Raw genomic sequence first — 21,677 nt, 5'->3', positions numbered from 1 at the left:
GAATAGATTATTCAGTTGCCGCCGCCAACCAGCAGCGTCTTCAATCCAGCCGCTTTGTTTTCAATTTCCTGCCATTCTTCTGCGGCCACAGAGCCGGCGACGATGCCTGCCCCGGCATAAAGACGAACGCCGGTGTGGCTTACTTTCGCCGAGCGCAGCGCTACGCAGAACTCCGTTTGATGGCGGGACAGGTAGCCTGCCGAGCCTGCATACCATTCACGCTCAAAAGGCTCGTTCGCGGCAATAAATGCGCGGGCAAGTTCGCGCGGCAGGCCTGCCACCGCCGCGGTTGGCTGTAGCTGATGGAGGCAAAGCGCATCGTCCTGACGCTTGAGCTGCGTCCAGACGCAGCGGCGAAGATGCTGAACCTTGCGCAGCCGCATTACCTGCGGGGGCAGCACGTCCAGCGCGCCAACCGCATCCCGTAGCCGCTGGCAGATATCTTCTACCACCAGCATATTTTCACGCTGGTTTTTGTCATCTTTTAGCAGCCAATGGCCTAGCTTCGCGGCCTGAGCGTCGTCGGCGTGGTTAGCTACCGTGCCCGCCAGCGCCTCGGTACGCAGCGCATCGTCGATTCTTCGCCACAGGCGCTCCGGGCTGGAGCCCAGAAACGCGTTTTTCGCATCGAACGCCATCAGAAAATGGTAGCAGTTCAGGTTCACCCTGCGGCTTGCGGCCATAAACCCTGCGGCAGAAACCGGAGAAGAAAACGCCAGGTCGGTAGCCCGAGCCAGCACGACTTTATCCAGTTCATCCTGGCTAATAGCGCTCACAACCTGGTCTACCAGGCGGTGCCATTCAGGCTGTTCCGGGAGATGGGTTTCCCCCAGGCATTTGAGGTTTAGCTGCGGGAGGAGTTTCGCCGGCAGAAGCTGTTCAATAAACGCCGCGGCGGCTAAAGCATCCTGCTTCAGAGAGGTTTCGCTGTAGAGATGCAGCCAAAGATATGCCTCCCCGCCTACGCGTCGCCATTCCACACGCGAGAGAAACAGGAAACCGTGAGCCGGGTCGAAAGCATTTAGCCCCCAGACGCGCAGAAAAGGCTGTTCCGGGTGAGACTGTAAAAATGTCTGAGCTTCTTCCAGGGCAGAAAAACTCAGCAACGCGCCCAGCGCGGCAACCTCTTCGTTACCGCTGCGCTGCTGCCAGTAAAATTGAGGATAGAGCGATTGGGCAGTTAGCCAGGCGAGAGGATCGGAGGCGTCACTCAGCGTGACCGGCACGCACAGGCGCTGAAGGCCCGGCGCATCCGCAAATTCTCCTGCTAATTCCTGCTGCATTTGCTGCAGTGCTACGGCTACTGAATTCACGTTTACCTCACGCTCCGTAAAAACCCCTGATTATACGTGGTCGTTACAGCAAAAAAAAATCCTACCCAGGGGGTAAGATTCTTTATTTGCCGTTTGCAGGCGAAATCAACTTTATCGGCGGAGTAAAAGCCCAATCACCAGCCCTACCGCAGCGCCGATGCCAATGCCCTGCCACGGTTTTTCGTGCACGTAATCATCAGCACGGTAAACCGCCTTTTTGGCGCGGTAATAGTAGTTGTCCGACGCGTTGCTGATGCGTTCTTTCACGTCGTTCAGCGCCTGTTCCGCTTTCGCCTTTAGCTCAATGTATTTTTGGTCAGCCGGATCGCCGGAGGAACGAAGGACCTCTTCAAGCGTGTCGCTTAACAGCGCCAGGTCATCATCGAGACGAGATTCATACGGTTGCATACCTTTTCTCCGTGTTAAAAAAATTTCTCGTCCGCTAACTATAGACAATCTGAACGGGTTTCGCCTGGCTATCGATTAGCCATGCCAACGTGCGGGATGCCATCTTCGTCATACACTTCGGTGACCGGATGGAAACCAAACTGGGCATAAAACGCCTGCAAATGCGCCTGAGCACCCAGATAAATAGCCCTGTCAGGCCACTGACGCTGGCAGGCAGCAAGCGCCTGGGTCATGAGGTGCTGGCCAAGCTTTTCACCGCGGACGGATGCATCCACAATGACGCGGCCAATCACCACCGGCTCCAGTTCGTTGTCGCTTTTAAGAATGCGGGCATAGGCAATTAACTTGCCATCCCGCCAGCCGAGAATATGGCGGTTCTCTCCCACCAGATCCTCACCATCAACATCAAGATAAGCGCAGCGCTGCTCAACAATAAAGACTTCACAGCGCAGGGCCAGAAGGGCATAAAGATCGGTGGCGCTCAGCTCAGAATGGTGTAAATCCTGCCAGTTAAGCATTGAAAAACTCCTTTTGATTCAGGCGCCACCTGATGGGTTATTGATGACGCTCAAGCAACTGTTTTAGCACAGTTTCCAGAGGTGTGGCAGCTTTCACCGTTTCCCCGGCGAAATCGATCCAGCCTTCGTTGAAGCCGTCCAGCATTTGCATGCGCGGGAGCGGGTTTCTCATGCCCTGGGCCAGGAAATCCGCCTCCCAGTTTTCACGAGGCACCGCCTTCACCGTCACCGAACGCCCCAGAACCTGAGAGAACGCTTCGGCTGCCAGCTGTGGGCTGTAACGCTGCGGCCCTTCCAGCTCCACAATGCGGGTTCCTGGTTCTGGCTGAGTCAACAGTTCAGCAGCAAGCGCGGCGATATCCGTTGTCGCAATCATCGGGATAGCCCGCTCCAGCGGCTGCAGGTGGCTGTAGATAATCCCGGTCTCTTTGGCACTTTCCACGTCCCAGAGAAAGTTCTCCATAAACCAGCCCGCGCGAAGGAACACGACGGAATCACAAACATCCGTGAGCTCTTTTTCCATCAATCCTAATGCGTTCAGCAGGTTTGGCTGAGTGGCCTGCGCCCCGATGGTTGAAAGGCAGACCACGTGTTGCGGACATGCCGCCTGCAGAGCCTGCTTTATTGCATTAATATTGGCGCGCGGCTCGGCAAAATCCCCCGACGGATCGAACACCGGCGGCAGCAGGATAAAGACCGCCTCGACCCCGGAAAACGCTTTTGCCAGCGCTTCACCCTCGTGCATTTCTGCCAGCGCAATGTCAGCACCCTGCTGCGCCCAGGGCTGCCCTTTAGCTTCTGTGCGAACCACAGCACGAATTTCATGCCCCTGAGCAAGCAAAGCTTTGCCCAGTGAACCACCAACCTGTCCGGTAATACCCGTAATTGCGAACATACTGTTTCTCCAGTTTCAAATCCCACCACAGGGTGTGGACGGCATTATGCGGATCCGGCTATGTTGTATCGATGGCACCATAGACAATTCACTGATGACTGCGGAGCACTAATATGATTTTCAACGATCGGGCATTTGACGGCCTGTCCGTGTTTACCGCCGTGGTAGAAAGCGGCACTTTTGCCGCCGCTGCCGAAGTGATCAATATGTCGCCGCCGGGGGTCAGCCGGGCGATTGCCAGGCTTGAGAAGCGCCTCGGCATCCGACTTTTTGACCGCACCACACGCGCGGTGTCATTGACGACAGAAGGCAAAGAGTTTTACCGCCAGGTCCTGCCGCTGCTGGCCGCGCTGGAGGACGTGACCAGTACCGCATCGCTCTCAACGAAGGCTATTACCGGCAGGCTCAGGGTGAATATCGATCCGTTCTTTTCCAGCCTGATTCTGGGGCCTCAACTGGAAACGTTTATGTCCCGCTACCCGGATCTCGAACTCGATCTGGTGACCAGAGATCGCCTGGGAGATATGATTGGCGACGGTTTCGATCTCGCGATCCGCTTTGGCGTACCGCGCAACAGCACGCTGATAGCGCGTAAGCTGCTGGAAACACGCATCATGACGGTTGCCGCTCCTGCTTACCTGGAGCGCTATGGCCGCCCCGAGACGCCGCAGGCATTGCTGTCGCACACCTGCATTCATTTCCGCGATCCGGAAACCGGCAGGCCGTTTGAGTGGGAGTTTCACCGCAAGGGAGAGGTAATTAAAGTACCGGTGAACGGGCGCCTGACGCTAAACGACGCCCGGACTCTGCATGAAGCCTGCCTCAGCGGCCATGCGATCGCCCAGATGATGACGTTCGGCTCCGACGAGTTGGTGAAAAAGGGACAACTGGTAGATTTATTTCCCGACTGGCCGGACGAGCGCTTCCCGCTTTATGCTTATTACCCTTCACGTATCAACCCCGCCGCACGAACCCGTTGTTTTCTGGATTTTATCCTCGAGCTGGCCAAAGGCTGAGCCCATAAAAAAACCGCCAGCAAGTGGCGGTTTTTGAACGGTTTTGTAAACCCGATTACATCAGCGGCTGCGCTAACTGCACCAGGCTAATAAGCGGCTGCGGATAAACACCCAGCAGCAGCACCAGCAGGGCAGAAATCAGCACCACCACGCCGCCCGCGGTCAACGCCCAGTTAGATGGGGTATCACGGTTAAGCTGCTGAGGTGCGCTCAGGTACAGGCTCACGGTCACGCGCAGATAGTAGTAAAGGCCGATGGCGCTGCCCAGTACCACTGCACCGGTCAGCCACCACAGGTGGGCCTGAACGCCGACTGCGATGATGTAGAACTTACCGATGAAGCCCAGGGTCATTGGAATACCCGCCAGGGAAAGCATCATCACGGTCATTACCGCAGAAAGCACCGGCTTGTGCCAGAACAGACCACGATAGGAGAACAGTGAGTCGGCATCCGGGCCACGGTACGGGCTGGACATCAGGCTAACCACGCCGAACGCCCCCAGGCTGCTGAACAGGTAAGCGGCCAGATAAACCCCTACCGCTTCCATCGACATATTGCCGGTTTGCAGCGCAATCAGCGCCACCAGCAGGTAACCGAGGTGTGCGATGGAAGAGTAGCCCAGCAGGCGCTTGATGTTGGACTGGTTCAGCGCCATCAGGTTACCGAAGAGGATGGAAGCGAAGGCGATAATACCCAGTACCACACGAACCGCTTCGCTGTTGCCCACCGGCGCGTAGAGGAACAGACGCATCACCACGCCAAAAATGGCGATTTTGCTGGCTGTCGCCAGGAAGGTGGAGACCGGAGCAGGAGCGCCCTGGTAAACGTCTGGGGTCCACAGGTGGAACGGCACCAGAGACAGCTTGAAGCCAAGACCGACAATCATCAGGCCCAGACCCGCCAGCAGCAGAGGTTCGTGCAGCATGTTGTCCGCCAGGCTCTTACCGAGGCTAACAAACGACAGGCTACCGGACTCGGCGTAAACCAGCGCCATACCGAACAGCAGGAAGGACGATGCCGCCGCTGACAGAATGGTGTACTTGATGCTTGCTTCCAAAGAACGCTTCTGGCGGAAGGCATAGCCGACCAGGCCGAACAGCGGCAGAGAGATCAGCTCAATGCCGAGGAACAGCGCCGCGAGGTGGTTCGCGTTAGCCAGCAGGATGCCGCCGAGGGCAGCAATCAGTACCAGCAGGTAGAACTCTTCGCGGTTGTCGGTGTAGCCTTGAAGCCACGGGTAAGCAAAGGTACAGGTCGCCAGGCTCGCCAGCAGCACCAGCCCGGTGTAGAGCATGGCGTAGCCGTCAACGCGCATCAGCGGGGTGACGTCCATCGCCCCTGCCTGACCGACAAACCACAGTGAAATCAGCGCGGCGTTAAGGCCGATAACCGACAGCGTAGCATTCAGAAAATGGTCGCGTCGCCACGCAATGGAGAGCATCACAACCACCACCGTCAATCCGACGATCAACAGCGGTAGCAGCGCGATCAAGTGTTGAGGAGTTATTGTCATGGCGAATTACGGCCTTGTAGTAGAAAGTGAACTGGTAAACCACTGCTGAATATTGCTCATCGCAGAATGCGAAGTATCCAGAATCGGCTGCGGGAAGAAGCCCAGCAGGACTAACAGCACCACCAGCAACAGAATGATAAAGAACTCGCGCATGGACATGCCAGGCAGCTGTTTATCGCTGATTTCGCTCTTAGCTTTACCGAAGTAAGCGCGGTGCAACATCGCCAGGGAGTAAACGGAGGCGAAGACCAGACCGAAGGTTGAAATCACGGTAATGACCGGCACAACGTGGAAGCTGCCGAACAGAATCATGAATTCACCAACGAAGTTACCGGTCCCCGGCATCCCGAGGGTGGCAACAGCGAAGAACATCGACAGGCCCGGCAGCCATTTAATTTTGTTCCACAGGCCGCCCATCATACGCATATCACGGGTGTGCAGACGCTCATAAAGCTGACCGCAGATGATGAACATACCCGCAGCAGACAGACCGTGGGCAATCATCTGAATCACCGCGCCCTGGTAAGCCAACTGGTTGCCGGTGTAGATAGCAATCAGCACGAAGCCCATGTGGGAAACGGAGGTATAAGCAATCAGGCGTTTAATGTCGGTCTGAGCAAAGGCCATCCACGCGCCGTAGAAGATGCCGATGACGCCCAGCCACATGGCGATTGGCGCGAACTCTGCGGACGCTTCAGGGAACAGCGGCAGAGAGAAGCGCAGCAGGCCGTAGGCTGCGGTTTTCAGCAAGATACCCGCCAGGTCAACGGAACCTGCCGTTGGTGCCTGAGAGTGTGCATCCGGCAGCCAGCCGTGAAGCGGAACCACCGGCATTTTCACCGCGAAGGCGATAAAGAAGCCCAGCATCAGCAGCCATTGTACGCCGTGGGACATCGGCGTTTTCAGCAGCAGCTCGTAGTTGAAGGTCCACACGCCGGTCGCGTTGTAGTGCACAAACACCAGGCCAAGGATAGCTATCAGCATCACCAGGCCGCTCGCCTGGGTATAGATGAAGAACTTGGTTGCGGCGGTAATACGCGTCTTCCCGTCGGAGGCTTTGTGGCCCCACAGTGCAATCAGGAAGTACATCGGCACCAGCATCATTTCCCAGAAGAAGAAGAACAGGAACATGTCGATGGCAAGGAACACGCCGATAACGCCACCGAGGATCCACATCAGGTTGAGGTGGAAGAAGCCCTGATATTTTTCGATTTCATTCCAGGAACAAAGTACCGCCAGCACGCCGAGCAGGCCGGTCAGCACTACCATCAGCAGCGACAGACCGTCGAGCGCCAGGTGAATTTCAATGCCAAAACGTGGGATCCACGGCAGAACAAATTCAGACTGCCACTGCGGCAAACCCGCCGCCTGCGTCAGTGAGTAGCCACCCTGCAACCACAATTGCAGAGAGAGTGCCAGTGTCAGCCCCATGGTAATCAGCGCTATCCAGCGAGGCACTTTCACGCCGAAGCGTTCGGTCTGCCAGCAGAAGAAGCCGCCGATAAAGGGGATTAGTATTAGCCAGGGTAATAGCATGGCGTTTGAGTCCCTAAGTCAAAATAATTCTTAAACATCGCTCACTTCCCAGCGCCAGAGGAGGAATAAACCTCGCTCCGACCCTCTCTCATCAGAGAGAGGGGGATGGAAGAAATCCTGTTAACGCAGAACCAGCAGCAGGCCGAGTACCACAACGGCCCCGATGCTCATTGACGCAACATACCAGCGCAGGTAACCGTTCTCGCTCACCAGCAGGCCGCGGCCAGCAAAGCGGGAAAGAATGGCTGGAATGTTCATCAGCGCATTCAGCGGGTCACGACGCAGCAGCCACGCAATGCCGAGGAACGGCTTGACGAAAATCATGTCGTACAGCCAGTCGAAGCCCCAGGCATTGAACCACCAGGTACCGAAGAAACGCCCCGGTGCGCTGTTCGCAAGCGACGTCACCAGAGTACGTTTGCCCAGCCACAGGAAGGCGGCAATCAGGATACCGGCAATGGCGACGACGCCGGAGATGATCTCCAGGGTCAGCACGCTGCCGTGCGCAAGTTCAGTGGTTTCCGGCAGGACGCCGCGCAGCGGTGGCACAATCATGGCGCCAACGAAGGTGGACAGTACCAGCAGAACAACCAACGGCAGGTGGTGGGTAATCCCCTTCCCTGCGTGAGCGTGAATTTTTTCTTCGCCGTGGAACGTGATGAAAATCATGCGGAAGGTGTACAGCGAGGTCATGAACGCCCCGACCAGGCCCGCAACCATCAGGTTGATGTGGCCGTTCGCCATTGCACCGGCAAGAATCTCATCTTTACTGAAGAAGCCTGCGGTAATCAGCGGCAGAGCGGACAGCGCCGCGCCCCCGACCAGGAAGCAGACATACACCAGCGGAATGGACTTACGCAGGCCACCCATCTTGAAGATGTTTTGCTCGTGGTGGCACGCCAGAATCACCGAGCCGGATGACAGGAACAGCAGCGCTTTAAAGAACGCGTGGGTCATCAGGTGGAAGATTGCCGCATCCCAGGCCTGCACGCCCAGCGCCAGGAACATGTAGCCAATCTGGCTCATGGTGGAGTAAGCGAGTACGCGTTTGATGTCGGTCTGTACCAGCGCAGCAAAGCCTGCCAGCACCAGCGTAACGGCACCAACGATACCCACCAGATGCAGAATTTCCGGGGTCATCAGGAACAGGCCGTGGGTACGGGCAATCAGATAGACGCCCGCGGTTACCATGGTCGCCGCGTGAATCAGCGCAGAAACAGGGGTTGGACCCGCCATCGCATCCGCCAGCCATGTTTGCAGCGGAAGCTGTGCAGATTTACCGACCGCACCGCCCAGCAGCATCAGGGTTGCCCAGGTCAGCATCTGGTTACCGGCAGCAAAGTGCTGCGGCGCCAGCTCAACCATTTCGCGGAAGTTCAGCGTACCCAGCTCGTTGTAGAGAATGAACAGGCCAAAGGCCAGGAACACGTCCCCCACGCGGGTAACCACGAAAGCTTTCATAGCCGCCGCGTTGTTCTTCGGATCGGTGTAGTAGAAACCGATCAGCAGGTAAGAACAGAGGCCCACGCCTTCCCAGCCGAGATACATCAGCAGCAGGTTATCGGCCAGAACCAGAACCACCATGCTGGCGATGAACAGGTTGGTGTAGGCGAAGAAGCGGGAATAACCCTCTTCGCCGCGCATGTACCAGGAAGCGAACATGTGGATCAGGAAGCCGACGCCAGTAACCACGGAAACCATGGTCAGGGACAGGCCGTCCAGCACCAGGTTGAAGCCGATGTTAAAGTCACCGACCGCCATCCAGGTCCATAGCGGCTGAGTAAACGCCTGCTGCCCGTTGTTAAAGAAATCAACCCCGGCAATAGCGGTGACAACCGCCGCCAGACCTACTGAGCCCATCCCGATGGTTGCGGACAGGTTTTCTGACCAGCGGCCGCGGGAGAATGCCAACAGTAAAAAGCCAATCAATGGCAGAACAATGGTTAACCAGAGAAGGTTCATCCACGCATCTCACTTACTGAATCGATATTCAGATTCTGGCGACGACGATGGAGCTGCAGTAACAGCGCGAGGCCAATACTGGCTTCGGCAGCAGCTAAGCTAATCGCGAGTATATACATCACCTGACCGTCAGCCTGGCCCCAGTAGCTGCCGGCAACCACGAAGGCCAGCGCGGCGGCGTTAATCATCACTTCCAGGCTGATCAGCATGAACAGCAGGTTGCGGCGAATGACCAGACCGGTCAGTCCCAGCACGAACAAAATGGCGGCGAGGATCAGTCCATGTTGCAGCGGGATCATACGTTATCCTCCGTTTTTCTTCTCACGGCCATATCAGCAGGGCGATTGCTCAGCACCTCGCCGACACGGTCTTCACGACCCAGGTGGAACGCAACGACCAGGCCCGCCAGCAGCAGCATGGAGGCCAGCTCCACCGCCAGAACATAAGGCCCGAACAGCGCGATACCGACCTGCTTCGCATCGATGGAAGTACCATCAATACCCTGGTCGTTAACGGTGCGGATTGCGTAAATCAGAACCACCAACAGGATTGCAGACAGGATACCAGGCCCGATCCACAGCTGCGGCTTCAGCCATTCGCGCTCCTGCTGCTGAACCGCGTTACCGAGGTTAAGCATCATTACCACGAAGACGAACAGCACCATGATAGCCCCGGCGTAGACGATTATCTCCAGCGCACCGGCGAAGTAAGCCCCCAGGGAGAAAAACACCCCGGAGATCGCCAGCAGCGAGATGATCAGGTACAGCAGCGCATGCACCGGATTGGTGTGAGTAATCGTCCGAAGGGTCGTCAGGACGGCCACAATGGCGCAGATATAAAAAGCGAATTCCATTCCTGACTCCTTAAGGTAACAGGCCTTTGACGTCGATAGGCTTGGCTTCGTTTTCCGCTTCGCCCTTATCTTTGCCGTCGATTGCCATACCTGCCATCCGGTAGAAGTTATATTCCGGGTATTTGCCCGGACCGGAAATCAGCAGATCCTCTTTCTCGTACACCAGATCCTGGCGCTTGTACTCACCCAGTTCGAAGTCCGGGGTAAGCTGAATCGCGGTGGTCGGGCAGGCTTCTTCGCACAGGCCGCAGAAGATGCAGCGAGAGAAGTTGATACGGAAGAACTCCGGATACCAACGACCGTCTTGCATCTCGGCTTTCTGCAGGGAAATACAGCCTACCGGGCAGGCTACCGCACACAGGTTACAGGCTACGCAGCGCTCTTCACCGTCCGGGTCGCGCGTCAGCACGATACGGCCACGGTAGCGCGGCGGCAGATACACTGGTTCTTCCGGATACATGCGGGTTTCGCGCTTGGCGAAAGCGTGCATGCCGATCATCCAGATACTGCGTACCTGGGTGCCGAAACCAACCACTAACTCTTTCAATGTCATGGTTTTTTCACCCCTTATGGTGCCTGGTAAAGAATGACCGCGGCGGTCACCAGCAAGTTGATAAGCGTCAGCGGCAGGCAAACTTTCCAACCGAAGGACATCACCTGGTCATAACGCGGACGAGGCAGTGCGGCGCGAATCAAAATGAACATCATCATGAAGAACGCGGTTTTCAGCGCGAACCAGATGAACGGCGGTAACCACGGGCCATGCCAGCCACCAAAGAACAGCGTCACGATCAGCGCAGACACGGTGACGATGCCGATGTATTCCCCGACGAAGAACAGACCGAACTTCATACCGGAATATTCGATGTGATAACCATCGGCCAGTTCCTGCTCGGCTTCCGGTTGGTCAAACGGGTGACGGTGGCAAACCGCAACGCCGGCAATCGCGAAGGTCACGAAGCCGAAGAACTGCGGGATAACGTTCCACAGATTGGCCTGGTTGTTGACGATGTCGGCCATATTAAAGGAACCGGCCTGCGCCACCACGCCCATCAGGGAAAGCCCCAGGAACACTTCATAGCTCAGGGTCTGCGCGGAAGCACGCATCGCACCAAGCAGGGAGTATTTGTTGTTACTGGACCAGCCGGCGAACAGCACGGCGTAAACCGCCAGGCCCGCCAGCATCAGGAAGAACAGGATCCCGATGTTCAGATCCGCAACCACCCAGCTTGGGCTGACCGGCACAATGGCAAAGGCCAGCAGCAGCGAGGTGAACGCGATCATCGGCGCAAGAGTAAATATCACGCGGTCAGAGAACTTAGGGATCCAGTCCTCTTTAAAGAACATCTTGATCATGTCCGCAACCAGCTGGAGTGAACCACCCCAGCCTACGCGGTTCGGTCCATAGCGGTTCTGGAACAGACCGAGCAGACGGCGTTCACCGAAGCTCATGAATGCCCCACAGGTCACCACGACCAGCAGAATGACAACCGCTTTGAGGATGCTCAGCAGAATGTCGATAACTTCCGGTGTCAGCCAGCTCATTGCGCAGCCTCCTGCAGATTTTCAAGACGAGCACCGGCAAGCACTGGCGCAATCCCCGGCATCCCCATCGGCAGACCTACCTGCCCTGCAACCAAACCTTCAGACAGCTGCAGCGGCAGACTCAGCGTCTGGCCTTCGTAGCTGAAGGAGATCAGGCTCCCGGCGTTAACGCCAAGCTTCGCGGCATCGGCCGGGTTCAGCTTGATGTATGGCTCAACCATACGCTTCTGGAACACCGGAGAGCGCTGGGACATCTCGTCGCTACCAAACAGGTGGTAGTACGGTGCGATGCGCCATTTGCCCTCTTCCGCGTGGAAGGTATCCGGCACGGAAGTGAAGTAATCCAGACCCGTTTCAGAGGCTTCAATCAGGCGTACGCCCGGATCGCCGTGGCGCAGATGGCCGCCCACTTCAGCCTGGAATTTGTTCCATGCCTGCGGGGAGTTCCAGCCTGGAGCCCAGGCAAACGGAATCTGCTGACGGTCGGCCAGCGGGCTGTTGTTCCCTTCCATAGAGAAGGCGAACATCGTGTCTTTATCCTGTGGCTGACGCGGTTCATGCACGCTGATGTTGGCGCGCATGGCGGTACGTCCGCTCGAACGGATAGGAGAACGAGACAGCTTCTGGCCTTTGATACGGAAGGAAGCATCAGGCGCGGCGTCTTTAATACCGGCCATCTGAGGCAATGCCTTCACGCAGGCGTCGATCACGTGGTCTAGCTGCGTCCAGTCAACGTCGCGGCTCTGCACGGTGCTGTGCAGCGAGTGCAGCCAGCGCCAGCTTTCGAACATCGTTACGGTGGTGTCGTAGTAAGCCGGGTCATAAACCTGGAAGAAGCGCTGGGCGCGACCTTCGTTGTTAATGACCGTACCGTCGCTTTCCGCGAAGCTCGCCGCGGACAGGACCAGATGGGCTTTGTCCATGATGTCCGTACGCTGATGGTCGATAACCATCACCAGAGGAGCTTTGCTCAGCGCAGCATCTACGCGGGCGGCTGAAGCATGGCGATGCAGATCGTTTTCCAGCACCACTACCGCATCGGCAGCACCGCTTTCCAGCTCGCTCAGGGCTTCTTCCAGAGAACCGCCGCCAATCATGCCGAGGCCAACGCTGTTAACCGCACGGGCAATCATGGTTACGCCAACGTCTGCACCGCGACCTTTCAGCGCTTTAGCCACGTTGGCCGCAGCCTGAATTACCGCTTCGCTACCGGCGTTAGTCCCGGAAACAATCAGCGGCTTCTTCGCACCGGCCAGGGCCTGCACGATGACGTCGACTTTATTCTTCAGGTCGCGGTCCAGCTCAACGGCCGGAGAGTTGCTGTCCAGCGCATTGGCAATCGCAAAACCAAGACGAGCCTGATCTTCAACCGGCGCGCGGTAAGTCCATGCGGCGATATCATCCAGGCGGGTGCTGTCCACGTTGGTGACAAACAGCGGGTGCTTAGCGTTCTGACCGATGTTCAGGATTGCGGCTATCTGCCAGTCAGCAACTTTCTGTGCCGCCGCCATTTCACGCGCCTTCCCTTTTACCGCCTGGCGAATGGCCAGTGCAGCACGAGCGCCGGTCTGGGTAACATCTTCGCCCAGAATCAGCACCGCATCATAAGATTCGATTTCACGCAGAGCAGGAGTATGAACGCCACTTTCACGCAGCACTTTCAGCATCAGCTGCAGGCGAGCCTGCTCACCGGCCGCAATGCCCGTGTAGAAGTTGTCGGCCCCAACCAGCTCACGCAGAGCGAAGTTGCTTTCCACGCTCGCACGCGGAGAACCGATGCCGATCACTTTCTTCGACTGACGCAGGATATCCGCAGCGCCCTGCATCGCCTGCTCGGCGTTCAGGGTAATGAGGTCATCGCCACGGCGCTGAATAGGGTGACGCGGACGGTCCTTCAGGTTGACGTAACCGTAACCGAAGCGGCCGCGGTCACACAGGAAGTAGTGGTTCACGGTGCCGTTGTAGCGGTTTTCGATACGACGCAGCTCACCGTAACGTTCACCCGGGCTGGTGTTACAGCCCAGCGAGCACTGCTGACAGATGCTCGGTGCGAACTGCATATCCCATTTACGGTTGTAGCGCTCGGAGTGCGTTTTGTCGGTGAATACGCCGGTCGGGCAAATTTCTACCAGGTTACCGGAGAACTCGCTTTCCAGCGTGCCGTCTTCCGGGCGACCGAAGTAGACGTTGTCGTGCGCGCCGTAAACGCCCAGATCTTTACCGTCAGCGTAGTCTTTGTAGTAACGCACGCAGCGGTAACAGGCGATACAGCGGTTCATTTCGTGAGAGATGAACGGACCGAGATCCTGGTTGCGGTGAGTACGCTTGGTAAAGCGATAGCGACGGAAGCTATGACCGGTCATGACGGTCATATCCTGCAGGTGGCAGTTACCGCCCTCTTCACAGACCGGACAGTCGTGCGGGTGGTTAGTCATCAACCACTCCACAACGCTTTCACGGAACTGTTTCGCTTCGCCATCATCAATAGAGATGAAGGTCCCGTCGGAGGCCGGTGTCATACAGGACATCACCAGGCGCCCACGGGTGTCTTCCGCGTTCTGATATTGCTTCACCGCACACTGGCGGCAAGCACCGACGCTGCCCAGCGCCGGATGCCAGCAAAAATAAGGAATATCAAGACCGAGGGAGAGACAAGCTTCTAGCAAGTTGTCTGCCCCATTGACCTCGTATTCTTTGCCGTCTACATGAATCGTAGCCATAGTCAGCATGCTTCCAGTTGGCCTGAATAACTTCAGGCGTTAATCAAAAATTCTTGTGCAATGCACCCTCACCCGATTTCGCTTTCTCCCTCGCCCCTTAGGGGAGAGGGCCGGGGTGGGGGGCGATATCACCAGCGCGTTTTTAACAGGTTCGGCTGAATGCCATTAATGGCACGCAGATTCCCGTAATCCTGTTTGGCAATGCCTGCTTCGAATTCGTCGCGGAAATATTTAATCGCACTCTGCAATGGCTCTACGGCACCCGGCGCGTGGGCACAGAAGGTTTTACCCGGTCCCAGGTGGCGGCACAGCTGCTCGAGGGTTTCGATATCCCCCGGCTGCCCTTCGCCACGCTCCAGCGCGCGCAGAATTTTTACGCTCCACGGCAGACCATCGCGGCACGGTGTACACCAGCCGCAGGATTCACGGGCAAAGAACTCTTCCAGGTTACGCACCAGCGGCACCATACCGATTTCATGGTCAACCGCCATTGCCAGCGCCGTACCGAGACGGCTGCCTGCTTTACCAATACTTTCAAACTCCATCGGCAGATCGAGGTGCGCTTCCGTCAGGAAGTCTGTCCCCGCGCCACCCGGCTGCCAGGCTTTAAACTTCAGGCCATCACGCATGCCGCCGGCGTATTCTTCCAGGATCTCGCGGGCGGTTGTCCCGAAAGGTAATTCCCAGACGCCAGGGTTTTTAACGCGGCCGGAGAAGCCCATCAGCTTGGTACCGGCATCTTTACTCATGCCGCCACCAATGCCCTGGTACCACTCAACGCCGTTAGCCAGAATCGCAGGCACGTTACACAGGGTTTCGACGTTGTTTACACAGGTCGGTTTACCCCATACGCCGCTTGATGCCGGGAACGGTGGCTTAGAACGAGGGTTCGCACGGCGACCTTCGAGGGAGTTAATCAGCGCAGTTTCTTCACCGCAGATATAACGCCCTGCCCCGGTGTGCACGATAAGCTCGAAGTCGAACCCGGAACCCAGAATGTTTTTGCCAAGCAGGCCCGCTTCGGTGGCTTCAGCGATTGCGCGGCGCAAATGAACGGCCGCTTCAATGTACTCACCGCGCAGGAAGATGTAGCCACGGTAAGCCTTAAGCGCAAAGGCGGAGATCAGCATGCCTTCCACCAGCAGGTGCGGCAGTTGCTCCATCAGCAGGCGGTCTTTATAGGTGCCCGGCTCCATTTCATCGGCGTTACACAGCAGGTAACGGATGTTCATGGACTCGTCTTTTGGCATCAGGCTCCACTTCAAACCGGTGGAAAAGCCCGCGCCGCCGCGCCCTTTCAGGCCGGCGTCTTTTACCGCATTAACGATTTCATCCGGTGCCATGGCGGTCAGCGCCTTACGCGCGCCTTCATAGCCGTTTTTGCTGCGGTATTCGTCGAGCCAGACAGGCTGTTTGTCATCACGCAGACGCCAGGTCAGCGGATGCGTTTCGGCAGTACGAATAATCGTCTTCATTTATACTGCTCCAGCAAGTCAGGGATGGCTTCCGGCGTCAGATGGCTGTGAGTGTCCTCATCAATCATCATGGTCGGCCCCTTGTCGCAGTTGCCCAGACAGCAGGTTGGCAGCAGGGTGAAGCGACCGTCAAACGTGGTCTGGCCCGGTTTGATGTTCAGTTTGGCTTCAATCGCCGACTGAATACCCTGGTAGCCGGTGATATGGCACACCACGCTGTCGCAGTAGCGAATCACGTGACGGCCCACCGGCTGGCGGAAGATTTGGCTATAGAATGTCGCCACGCCTTCTACGTCGCTTGCCGGAATACCCAGCACGTCAGCGATAGCGTAAATAGCACCATCCGGCACCCAACCGCGCTGTTTCTGAACGATTTTCAGCGCTTCGATAGAGGCCGCACGGGCATCTTCGTAATGGTGTTTTTCGTGCTCAATCGCCTCACGCTCTGCCGCACTCAGCTCAAAAGCCTCAGCCTGGTTTTGTTGGTTATCGTGCATAGTTAGCGATCCACATCAGACATTACAAAATCGATACTACCCAGATAGACAATCAGGTCAGAAACCAGGCTGCCTCGGATCGCCGCCGGAATTTGCTGCAGGTGCGCAAAGCTCGGGGTACGAATACGGGTACGGTAGCTCATGGTGCTAGCGTCACTGGTCAGGTAGTAACTGTTAATCCCTTTCGTTGCCTCAATCATCTGGAAGGATTCGTTGGCTGGCATAACCGGGCCCCACGAAACCTGCAGGAAGTGAGTGATCAGGGTTTCGATATGCTGCAGCGTGCGCTCTTTCGGCGGCGGCGTGGTCAGCGGGTGATCCGCTTTGAACGGGCCGGCTGGCATATTTTTCAGGCACTGCTCAAGGATGCGCAGGCTCTGGCGAAGCTCTTCAACTTTCAGCATGACGCGGGTGTAGCAGTCGCTGATGCCGCCGCCGACCGGCACTTCGAAGTCGAAGTTCTGGTAGCCAGAGTAAGGACGAGCCTTACGCACGTCGAAGTCGATACCGGTGGCACGCAGGCCAGCACCGGTGGTGCCCCACTCCAGCGCTTCTTTCGCGGTATAGGCAGCAACGCCCTGAGAACGGCCCTTCAGAATGGTGTTGCGCAGCGCGGCTTTCTCATAGGAATCCAGGCGCTTCGGCATCCACTCGAGGAACTCTTTCAGCAGACGCTCCCAGCCCTTCGGCAGGTCGTGTGCAACGCCGCCGATACGGAACCAGGCCGGGTGCATACGGAAACCGGTAATCGCTTCCACCAGATCGTAGATTTTCTGACGATCGGTAAAGGCGAAGAACACCGGGGTCATGGCGCCGACGTCCTGAATAAAGGTAGAGATGTACAGCAGGTGGCTGTTGATGCGGAAAAGCTCGGAGAGCATAACGCGGATAACTTCAACGCGTTCCGGCACCACAATGCCGGCCAGCTTTTCTACCGCCAGCACGTAAGGCATTTCGTTGACGCAGCCGCCGAGGTATTCGATACGGTCGGTATACGGAATGTAGCTGTGCCAGGACTGACGCTCACCCATTTTCTCTGCGCCACGGTGGTGGTAGCCGATATCCGGCACGCAGTCGACGATCTCTTCGCCGTCCAGCTGCAGGATGATACGGAAAGCACCGTGTGCGGAGGGGTGGTTTGGCCCCAGGTTCAGGAACATGAAGTCTTCATGCTCGCTGCTGCGCTTCATGCCCCACTCTTCAGGCTTGAAGGTCAGCGCTTCCATTTCCAGATCTTCTTTCTGTTTAGTCAGGATAAACGGATCGAATTCGGTGGCGCGCGCCGGGTAGTCTTTACGCAGCGGGTGGCCTTCCCAGGTCGGCGGCATCATGATGCGCGTCAGGTGCGGGTGGCCGTTGAAGGTGATGCCAAACATCTCCCATGTTTCACGCTCGTACCAGTTGGCGTTCGGGAAGATTTTCGTCAGCGTCGGCAGGTTCAGATCGTTTTCAGATAACGCCACCTTGAGCATGATGTCGCGATTGCGTTCAATGGACATCAGGTGGTAGAAAACGGAAAAATCCGCAGCCGGTAAACCGTTGCGGTGTGTGCGTAGACGCTCATCCATGCCATGCAGGTCGAACAGCATAACGTAGGGTTTTGGTGATTTCTTAAGGAAATCGACCACTTCCAGTAACTGTTCGCGCTTAACCCAGACTACGGGTACCCCGGTGCGGGTTGGCTGAACGGTGAAGGCATCCGGCCCAAAACGGTTACGCAATTCGCCAATGACCGGATCATCCAGGTGATCCCTTGTCTGCCAGGCTGGCATAGCGGCGTCTTGCGCGGTTAAATCGGTCATAGTTCTCACCATTGCAAATGGTTCTGTGGTGACTGCGTTCAGTGCCTTTGCTTTTATAGTATTGATATACAAAGACGCTCACTGACCGCAGGCGCTAATTAAATCTCGTCTGGCGTCCGCAGGTTAGTGACGGCAATACGTTCGCCGCGCTTACGCTCGCGCTCGGACTGCATGTTGGCGCGGTAAACACCCTGATCGCCAACAACCCACGATAGCGGGCGACGCTCTTTACCGATCGATTCCTGCAACAGCATCAGCGCCTGCATGTAAGCTTCCGGGCGCGGTGGACAGCCAGGAATGTAAACATCAACCGGGATAAATTTGTCGACGCCCTGAACAACAGAATAGATGTCGTACATGCCGCCAGAGTTCGCGCAGGCACCCATGGAAATAACCCATTTAGGTTCGAGCATCTGATCGTAAAGGCGCTGGATTACCGGAGCCATTTTGGTGAAGCAGGTACCGGCCACCACCATCAGGTCAGCCTGACGAGGAGAAGCACGTAAAACTTCTGCACCGAAACGCGCCACGTCATGCACAGCGGTAAACGACGTCACCATCTCTACGTAGCAGCAGGAAAGGCCAAAGTTGTATGGCCAGATTGAGTTTTTACGACCCCAGTTCACCACATCGTGCATGGCATGCTCAAGCTTGCCCATGTAAACGCTGCGGTTAATCTCTTGTTCGAGGGGATCGGTTACGATCTCCTGCTTTTGCAGGGGATAACGGTCATTCTCACCGTTGGGGTCTATGCGGGTGAGCGTATAGTCCATCTTATTGCCTCGCTGTTACTGCGTATGACGGTTAGTGAGACTGTCGGTTTCCGGGTTCATTTTCTCACGACGCGAACGCGCAGGAGTCCAATCCAGCGCACCGATGCGCACCAGATAAACCAGACCAGCCAGTAACACTAAAATGAAAATTGCGGCCTCGACGAAGCCAATCCAGCCGCTTTCACGGATAGAAGTTGACCACGCGTAGAGATACAAGGCTTCCACGTCAAAGATAACGAAGAACATGGCGACCAGGTAAAACTTGGCGGAGAGACGAAGACGTGCCGTACCAACGGAGTCGATACCCGACTCGAAGGGGGTGTTTTTGTGCCGTGCCTTAGCTCTTCCGCCAAGGAACCAGCCCCCGACAAGCATCAGACAGCACAGGCCAACGGCGACAATAAGAAAGACAGCGAACGCCCAGTGATGAGCGATAACTTCAGTGGATGTTGACATACTCATTGCTTACTCATCAAAAGTGGCGCCAAAGTCTCTGCTCTTGTTGGCAGATGAACGCCACATCGATTCATGGGGAGGAACAATCAACCGTACAATAACTACCGGAAATAATGCTTAGGCAGCCAATTGATGGGGTTTTTTACTCCTTTCTATAACCTTTTGTCAACTTTAACAAAAGTATCCACACATTAATTTACACCGGCAGCAATTCATTAACATTTAATGCGTTAAAACTCATCAGCACTCGCGTAAAGACCAGATTTTGATGAGGGTGAATCGTGTCCGTTCCGTGTGAAAAAATAAACAGCCCCTATATTTTGGCAGGAAATCTCAACTATTCCTCCCCCCAAGAGGGAGTATTTTCTTGATCTGAGACACGCTTTTGTTAATCCACTTCAAAAAGAAGCAACATTGTTATGCGTTTTTTAACATTACCTGGCCTTTGCGCGAAGTTTTTGTACATAAAATACGCAAAATTCAGAAATTCACTAATACATTGAATTTATTAGATAATATGAAGAGCTGTGTGCTATAGCAAAAATCAGGCATAAAAAATGGGCCATTGGCGCAAAAAAAACCACCAATGACCCATTTTCTACATTTAATATTTTGTTACTAACTAAACGACCTGGGGCTACTCAAAATCCCCTTCTACCAGCAGCGTATCGTCGCCTTCACTTCCCACTGCCGCAAACCGGTATGGATTCGTCGGCGTCGCAAGCGCACTGAAAATAGCCTGCGCCAGCTCATTGCCGCTTTCCGGGTTTTTACACAGCAGATATTGGGTTTCAGGAAGCACCGGCAGCCCTTCTGAAGCCCCCAGAACGCGAAGCTCAGGACTCATCATTTCCACAGGCCTTGCCGTAACGCCCAGCCCGGCTTTCACTGCCGCACGTACGGCCGCCAGCGTGGAAGCAACATATGAAATGCGCCACGGCGTCTGGCTGGCATCAAGATGCTCTATCATCATATCGCGGTACGGGCTCGGATCGTCCAACATCACCAGAGGCAAAGATTCCCCACTCTGGAAAACGTAATCGGCTGCACAGTACCAAAGCGTTGGCGAAGTTCGCAGCACAACCGAGTCGAAGTTAGAAGGATTGGACGTCGTCACCACCAGATCGACCTCATGCTGATTAAGCATTTCGATCATGAACGGATTGCGCTTTACCCTCACGTCCAGCGCCAGCTTCGGATACACCGAGCTGATGCGGTTTAACAGGAACGGCAAAATGGTATCCGCCGTTTCATCGGACGCGCCGAGCGTTAACGACCCCTGCAGGTTGTTAAACATCAGCGAAGAGCAGGCTTCATCATTGAAGCGAAGGATTTTACGCGCGTAACCCAGCAGTTGAATACCGTGCTCGGTTAGCAGTTTATTACGGCCATGTCGTGCAAAAAGCTCTTTCCCGACTAATTGCTCAAGGCGCTGCATTTGTTGGCTTACAGCGGATTGAGTGCGGCACACCGCAGCCGCAGCCGCGGCAAAGGTATTGAGATCGGCGACCGCAACGAATGTCCTCAGCAGATCGAGGTCGAGGTTCAGTATCGGACGATTTGCGTTAATCATAATTTATTCACTAATAGGTTGCTCTTTCGAGTCTGCCCTGGTTGTATTGCTATGATTTATCAAAGAGATAAAGCAATTCCTTTTACCGAATGTCTCCGGTAGTCCTGGCCGCCATACGTTAGCGGCGCTTCTGTTTGTTATTTTTTTATTCCCGGACATGCTCAATTATCTGAAACATGACCCAATGGGATATTATTCAGGTCAGGATAAGATACAAATCACCGACTCATCGTACCAGTTCAGTATTTTAAAACTGGGTAATAATTGTAAATCAGGTTCAAGAAACGACTTTTAATAAGCTTTTATATGATTATTTAACGGGTTGAAACACGACGGGAGGCATAAACCGGCCTGACCACACAACCAGTTGAATAATAATAGTAATATTTAACAACGCCGGCTAAGACACAGGACTGACGTGCCTCATCGGCATCAAAAACCTACCATTTTTCGTAGTCTATCTTACATTAAAACACTATGTTTTATAACACTTATTGCTGATTATCTGATCTCATTCTCTTTTTGTGGTTCCCCTCTTGTTGATTATTCACAACGTTTTTTGAAGTCACCCACAAGCTATAATAAAAGACCCTTAATAATTGCCCAGGTATTTATCTATTACACCAGCCAGCCTTTTGATATACATCTCTTTAACTAACCTGTCATTAATCTCTTAATGTTTCAGCCATGAATATTAATTTTTCCTTATGTTTGTCGACAACCGTCTTACGCCAGCAGCACCTCTCACTCAGGAAAGCGCCAGAGGCAGTGAATAGCATCATTCAAAAAGAACAAGGCAGTTAATAATGCTAATAAAAATCA

General features: G+C 55.4%; 19 protein-coding genes. 1 reads left to right on the top strand and 18 read right to left on the bottom strand.

Annotation, left to right across the window (positions count from 1 at the left end):
• Positions 1-11: 11 nt before the first annotated feature.
• The 4 genes from menF to JT31_RS19185 all read right to left on the bottom strand — a co-directional run bounded on the left by menF (position 12) and on the right by JT31_RS19185 (position 3,134).
• Positions 12-1,313 carry an isochorismate synthase MenF gene (gene menF / locus JT31_RS19200; RefSeq protein WP_038480904.1) on the bottom strand — a complete coding sequence of 434 codons (1,302 nt, stop codon included), beginning with the start codon at positions 1,311-1,313 and terminating at the stop codon, positions 12-14.
• Between the two features lie 111 nt (positions 1,314-1,424).
• Positions 1,425-1,721, bottom strand: a complete 297-nt coding sequence (elaB, locus tag JT31_RS19195; protein WP_038480901.1) for a stress response protein ElaB — start codon at positions 1,719-1,721, stop codon at positions 1,425-1,427.
• Positions 1,722-1,789: 68 nt separating this feature from the next.
• Positions 1,790-2,239 (bottom strand): GNAT family N-acetyltransferase, encoded by a 450-nt coding sequence (locus JT31_RS19190; protein ID WP_038480898.1) that lies wholly within the window; start codon positions 2,237-2,239, stop codon positions 1,790-1,792.
• 37 nt (positions 2,240-2,276) lie between these two features.
• The gene (locus JT31_RS19185) at positions 2,277-3,134 is read right to left on the bottom strand and encodes an NmrA family NAD(P)-binding protein (RefSeq protein ID WP_038480895.1); all 858 of its coding nucleotides are present in this window, start codon (positions 3,132-3,134) and stop codon (positions 2,277-2,279) included.
• A 113-nt stretch (positions 3,135-3,247) separates the two neighbouring features.
• Here JT31_RS19185 and JT31_RS19180 point away from each other — a divergent pair, with 113 nt between their 5' ends.
• Positions 3,248-4,150 carry a LysR family transcriptional regulator gene (locus tag JT31_RS19180; RefSeq protein ID WP_038480892.1) on the top strand — a complete coding sequence of 301 codons (903 nt, stop codon included), beginning with the start codon at positions 3,248-3,250 and terminating at the stop codon, positions 4,148-4,150.
• Between the two features lie 55 nt (positions 4,151-4,205).
• On the opposite strand, the gene nuoN is transcribed toward JT31_RS19180, so the two are convergent.
• From nuoN to lrhA, 14 genes are all read right to left on the bottom strand, one after another.
• Positions 4,206-5,663 (bottom strand): NADH-quinone oxidoreductase subunit NuoN, encoded by a 1,458-nt coding sequence (gene nuoN / locus JT31_RS19175; RefSeq protein WP_038480890.1) that lies wholly within the window; start codon positions 5,661-5,663, stop codon positions 4,206-4,208.
• Between the two features lie 6 nt (positions 5,664-5,669).
• On the bottom strand, positions 5,670-7,199 hold the full coding sequence (gene nuoM, locus JT31_RS19170; protein ID WP_038480887.1) for an NADH-quinone oxidoreductase subunit M: 1,530 nt from the start codon (positions 7,197-7,199) through the stop codon (positions 5,670-5,672).
• A gap of 120 nt (positions 7,200-7,319) precedes the next feature.
• Positions 7,320-9,161 (bottom strand): NADH-quinone oxidoreductase subunit L, encoded by a 1,842-nt coding sequence (nuoL, locus tag JT31_RS19165; RefSeq protein ID WP_038480884.1) that lies wholly within the window; start codon positions 9,159-9,161, stop codon positions 7,320-7,322.
• Entirely contained in the window at positions 9,158-9,460 is a 303-nt protein-coding gene (nuoK, locus tag JT31_RS19160) for an NADH-quinone oxidoreductase subunit NuoK (protein WP_008459783.1), read from the bottom strand. The genes nuoL and nuoK overlap by 4 nt, the downstream gene beginning before the upstream one ends.
• A complete protein-coding gene (gene nuoJ / locus JT31_RS19155) occupies positions 9,457-10,014 on the bottom strand; it encodes an NADH-quinone oxidoreductase subunit J (RefSeq protein WP_038480878.1) in 558 nt (185 codons plus the stop codon). The genes nuoK and nuoJ overlap by 4 nt, the downstream gene beginning before the upstream one ends.
• 10 nt (positions 10,015-10,024) lie before the next feature.
• Complete coding sequence (gene nuoI, locus JT31_RS19150; protein ID WP_016537431.1) at positions 10,025-10,567, bottom strand: NADH-quinone oxidoreductase subunit NuoI; 543 nt, start codon at positions 10,565-10,567, stop codon at positions 10,025-10,027.
• Positions 10,568-10,581: 14 nt separating this feature from the next.
• A complete protein-coding gene (nuoH, locus tag JT31_RS19145; protein WP_038480872.1) occupies positions 10,582-11,559 on the bottom strand; it encodes an NADH-quinone oxidoreductase subunit NuoH in 978 nt (325 codons plus the stop codon).
• Positions 11,556-14,279, bottom strand: coding sequence for an NADH-quinone oxidoreductase subunit NuoG (gene nuoG, locus JT31_RS19140; RefSeq protein WP_038483324.1), 2,724 nt, complete (start codon positions 14,277-14,279; stop codon positions 11,556-11,558). Before nuoG ends, nuoH begins: the two co-directional genes overlap by 4 nt.
• A gap of 128 nt (positions 14,280-14,407) precedes the next feature.
• The gene (gene nuoF, locus JT31_RS19135) at positions 14,408-15,754 is read right to left on the bottom strand and encodes an NADH-quinone oxidoreductase subunit NuoF (RefSeq protein WP_038480868.1); all 1,347 of its coding nucleotides are present in this window, start codon (positions 15,752-15,754) and stop codon (positions 14,408-14,410) included.
• Complete coding sequence (gene nuoE / locus JT31_RS19130) at positions 15,751-16,251, bottom strand: NADH-quinone oxidoreductase subunit NuoE (RefSeq protein ID WP_008459776.1); 501 nt, start codon at positions 16,249-16,251, stop codon at positions 15,751-15,753. Before nuoE ends, nuoF begins: the two co-directional genes overlap by 4 nt.
• Before the next feature lie 2 nt (positions 16,252-16,253).
• Positions 16,254-18,065 (bottom strand): NADH-quinone oxidoreductase subunit C/D, encoded by a 1,812-nt coding sequence (gene nuoC / locus JT31_RS19125; protein WP_144244065.1) that lies wholly within the window; start codon positions 18,063-18,065, stop codon positions 16,254-16,256.
• A gap of 86 nt (positions 18,066-18,151) precedes the next feature.
• Positions 18,152-18,826, bottom strand: a complete 675-nt coding sequence (gene nuoB / locus JT31_RS19120; RefSeq protein WP_008459774.1) for an NADH-quinone oxidoreductase subunit NuoB — start codon at positions 18,824-18,826, stop codon at positions 18,152-18,154.
• 15 nt (positions 18,827-18,841) lie between these two features.
• The gene (gene nuoA, locus JT31_RS19115; protein WP_038480861.1) at positions 18,842-19,288 is read right to left on the bottom strand and encodes an NADH-quinone oxidoreductase subunit NuoA; all 447 of its coding nucleotides are present in this window, start codon (positions 19,286-19,288) and stop codon (positions 18,842-18,844) included.
• A 631-nt stretch (positions 19,289-19,919) separates the two neighbouring features.
• Complete coding sequence (gene lrhA / locus JT31_RS19110) at positions 19,920-20,855, bottom strand: transcriptional regulator LrhA (RefSeq protein WP_038480858.1); 936 nt, start codon at positions 20,853-20,855, stop codon at positions 19,920-19,922.
• Positions 20,856-21,677: the final 822 nt, after the last annotated feature.

This window comes from Cedecea neteri (assembly GCF_000757825.1).
GTDB classification, from domain to species: domain Bacteria; phylum Pseudomonadota; class Gammaproteobacteria; order Enterobacterales; family Enterobacteriaceae; genus Cedecea; species Cedecea selenatireducens.
The sequence above is the reverse complement of the archived record's forward strand: the minus strand, read 5'-3'. Positions and strand labels throughout refer to the sequence as shown.

What these genes read in the sequence shown, in the direction of transcription:
- nuoH (WP_038480872.1), bottom strand. Translation starts at nt 11,559, where the DNA reads ATGAGCTGGCTGACACCGGAAGTTATCGACATTCTGCTGAGCATCCTC.
- nuoA (WP_038480861.1), bottom strand. Translation starts at nt 19,288, where the DNA reads ATGAGTATGTCAACATCCACTGAAGTTATCGCTCATCACTGGGCGTTC.
- JT31_RS19190 (WP_038480898.1), bottom strand. Translation starts at nt 2,239, where the DNA reads ATGCTTAACTGGCAGGATTTACACCATTCTGAGCTGAGCGCCACCGAT.
- JT31_RS19185 (WP_038480895.1), bottom strand. Translation starts at nt 3,134, where the DNA reads ATGTTCGCAATTACGGGTATTACCGGACAGGTTGGTGGTTCACTGGGC.
- nuoL (WP_038480884.1), bottom strand. Translation starts at nt 9,161, where the DNA reads ATGAACCTTCTCTGGTTAACCATTGTTCTGCCATTGATTGGCTTTTTA.
- nuoM (WP_038480887.1), bottom strand. Translation starts at nt 7,199, where the DNA reads ATGCTATTACCCTGGCTAATACTAATCCCCTTTATCGGCGGCTTCTTC.
- nuoJ (WP_038480878.1), bottom strand. Translation starts at nt 10,014, where the DNA reads ATGGAATTCGCTTTTTATATCTGCGCCATTGTGGCCGTCCTGACGACC.
- nuoI (WP_016537431.1), bottom strand. Translation starts at nt 10,567, where the DNA reads ATGACATTGAAAGAGTTAGTGGTTGGTTTCGGCACCCAGGTACGCAGT.
- lrhA (WP_038480858.1), bottom strand. Translation starts at nt 20,855, where the DNA reads ATGATTAACGCAAATCGTCCGATACTGAACCTCGACCTCGATCTGCTG.
- nuoN (WP_038480890.1), bottom strand. Translation starts at nt 5,663, where the DNA reads ATGACAATAACTCCTCAACACTTGATCGCGCTGCTACCGCTGTTGATC.
- JT31_RS19180 (WP_038480892.1), top strand. Translation starts at nt 3,248, where the DNA reads ATGATTTTCAACGATCGGGCATTTGACGGCCTGTCCGTGTTTACCGCC.
- nuoF (WP_038480868.1), bottom strand. Translation starts at nt 15,754, where the DNA reads ATGAAGACGATTATTCGTACTGCCGAAACGCATCCGCTGACCTGGCGT.
- nuoB (WP_008459774.1), bottom strand. Translation starts at nt 18,826, where the DNA reads ATGGACTATACGCTCACCCGCATAGACCCCAACGGTGAGAATGACCGT.
- nuoK (WP_008459783.1), bottom strand. Translation starts at nt 9,460, where the DNA reads ATGATCCCGCTGCAACATGGACTGATCCTCGCCGCCATTTTGTTCGTG.
- elaB (WP_038480901.1), bottom strand. Translation starts at nt 1,721, where the DNA reads ATGCAACCGTATGAATCTCGTCTCGATGATGACCTGGCGCTGTTAAGC.
- nuoE (WP_008459776.1), bottom strand. Translation starts at nt 16,251, where the DNA reads ATGCACGATAACCAACAAAACCAGGCTGAGGCTTTTGAGCTGAGTGCG.
- nuoG (WP_038483324.1), bottom strand. Translation starts at nt 14,279, where the DNA reads ATGGCTACGATTCATGTAGACGGCAAAGAATACGAGGTCAATGGGGCA.
- nuoC (WP_144244065.1), bottom strand. Translation starts at nt 18,065, where the DNA reads ATGGTGAGAACTATGACCGATTTAACCGCGCAAGACGCCGCTATGCCA.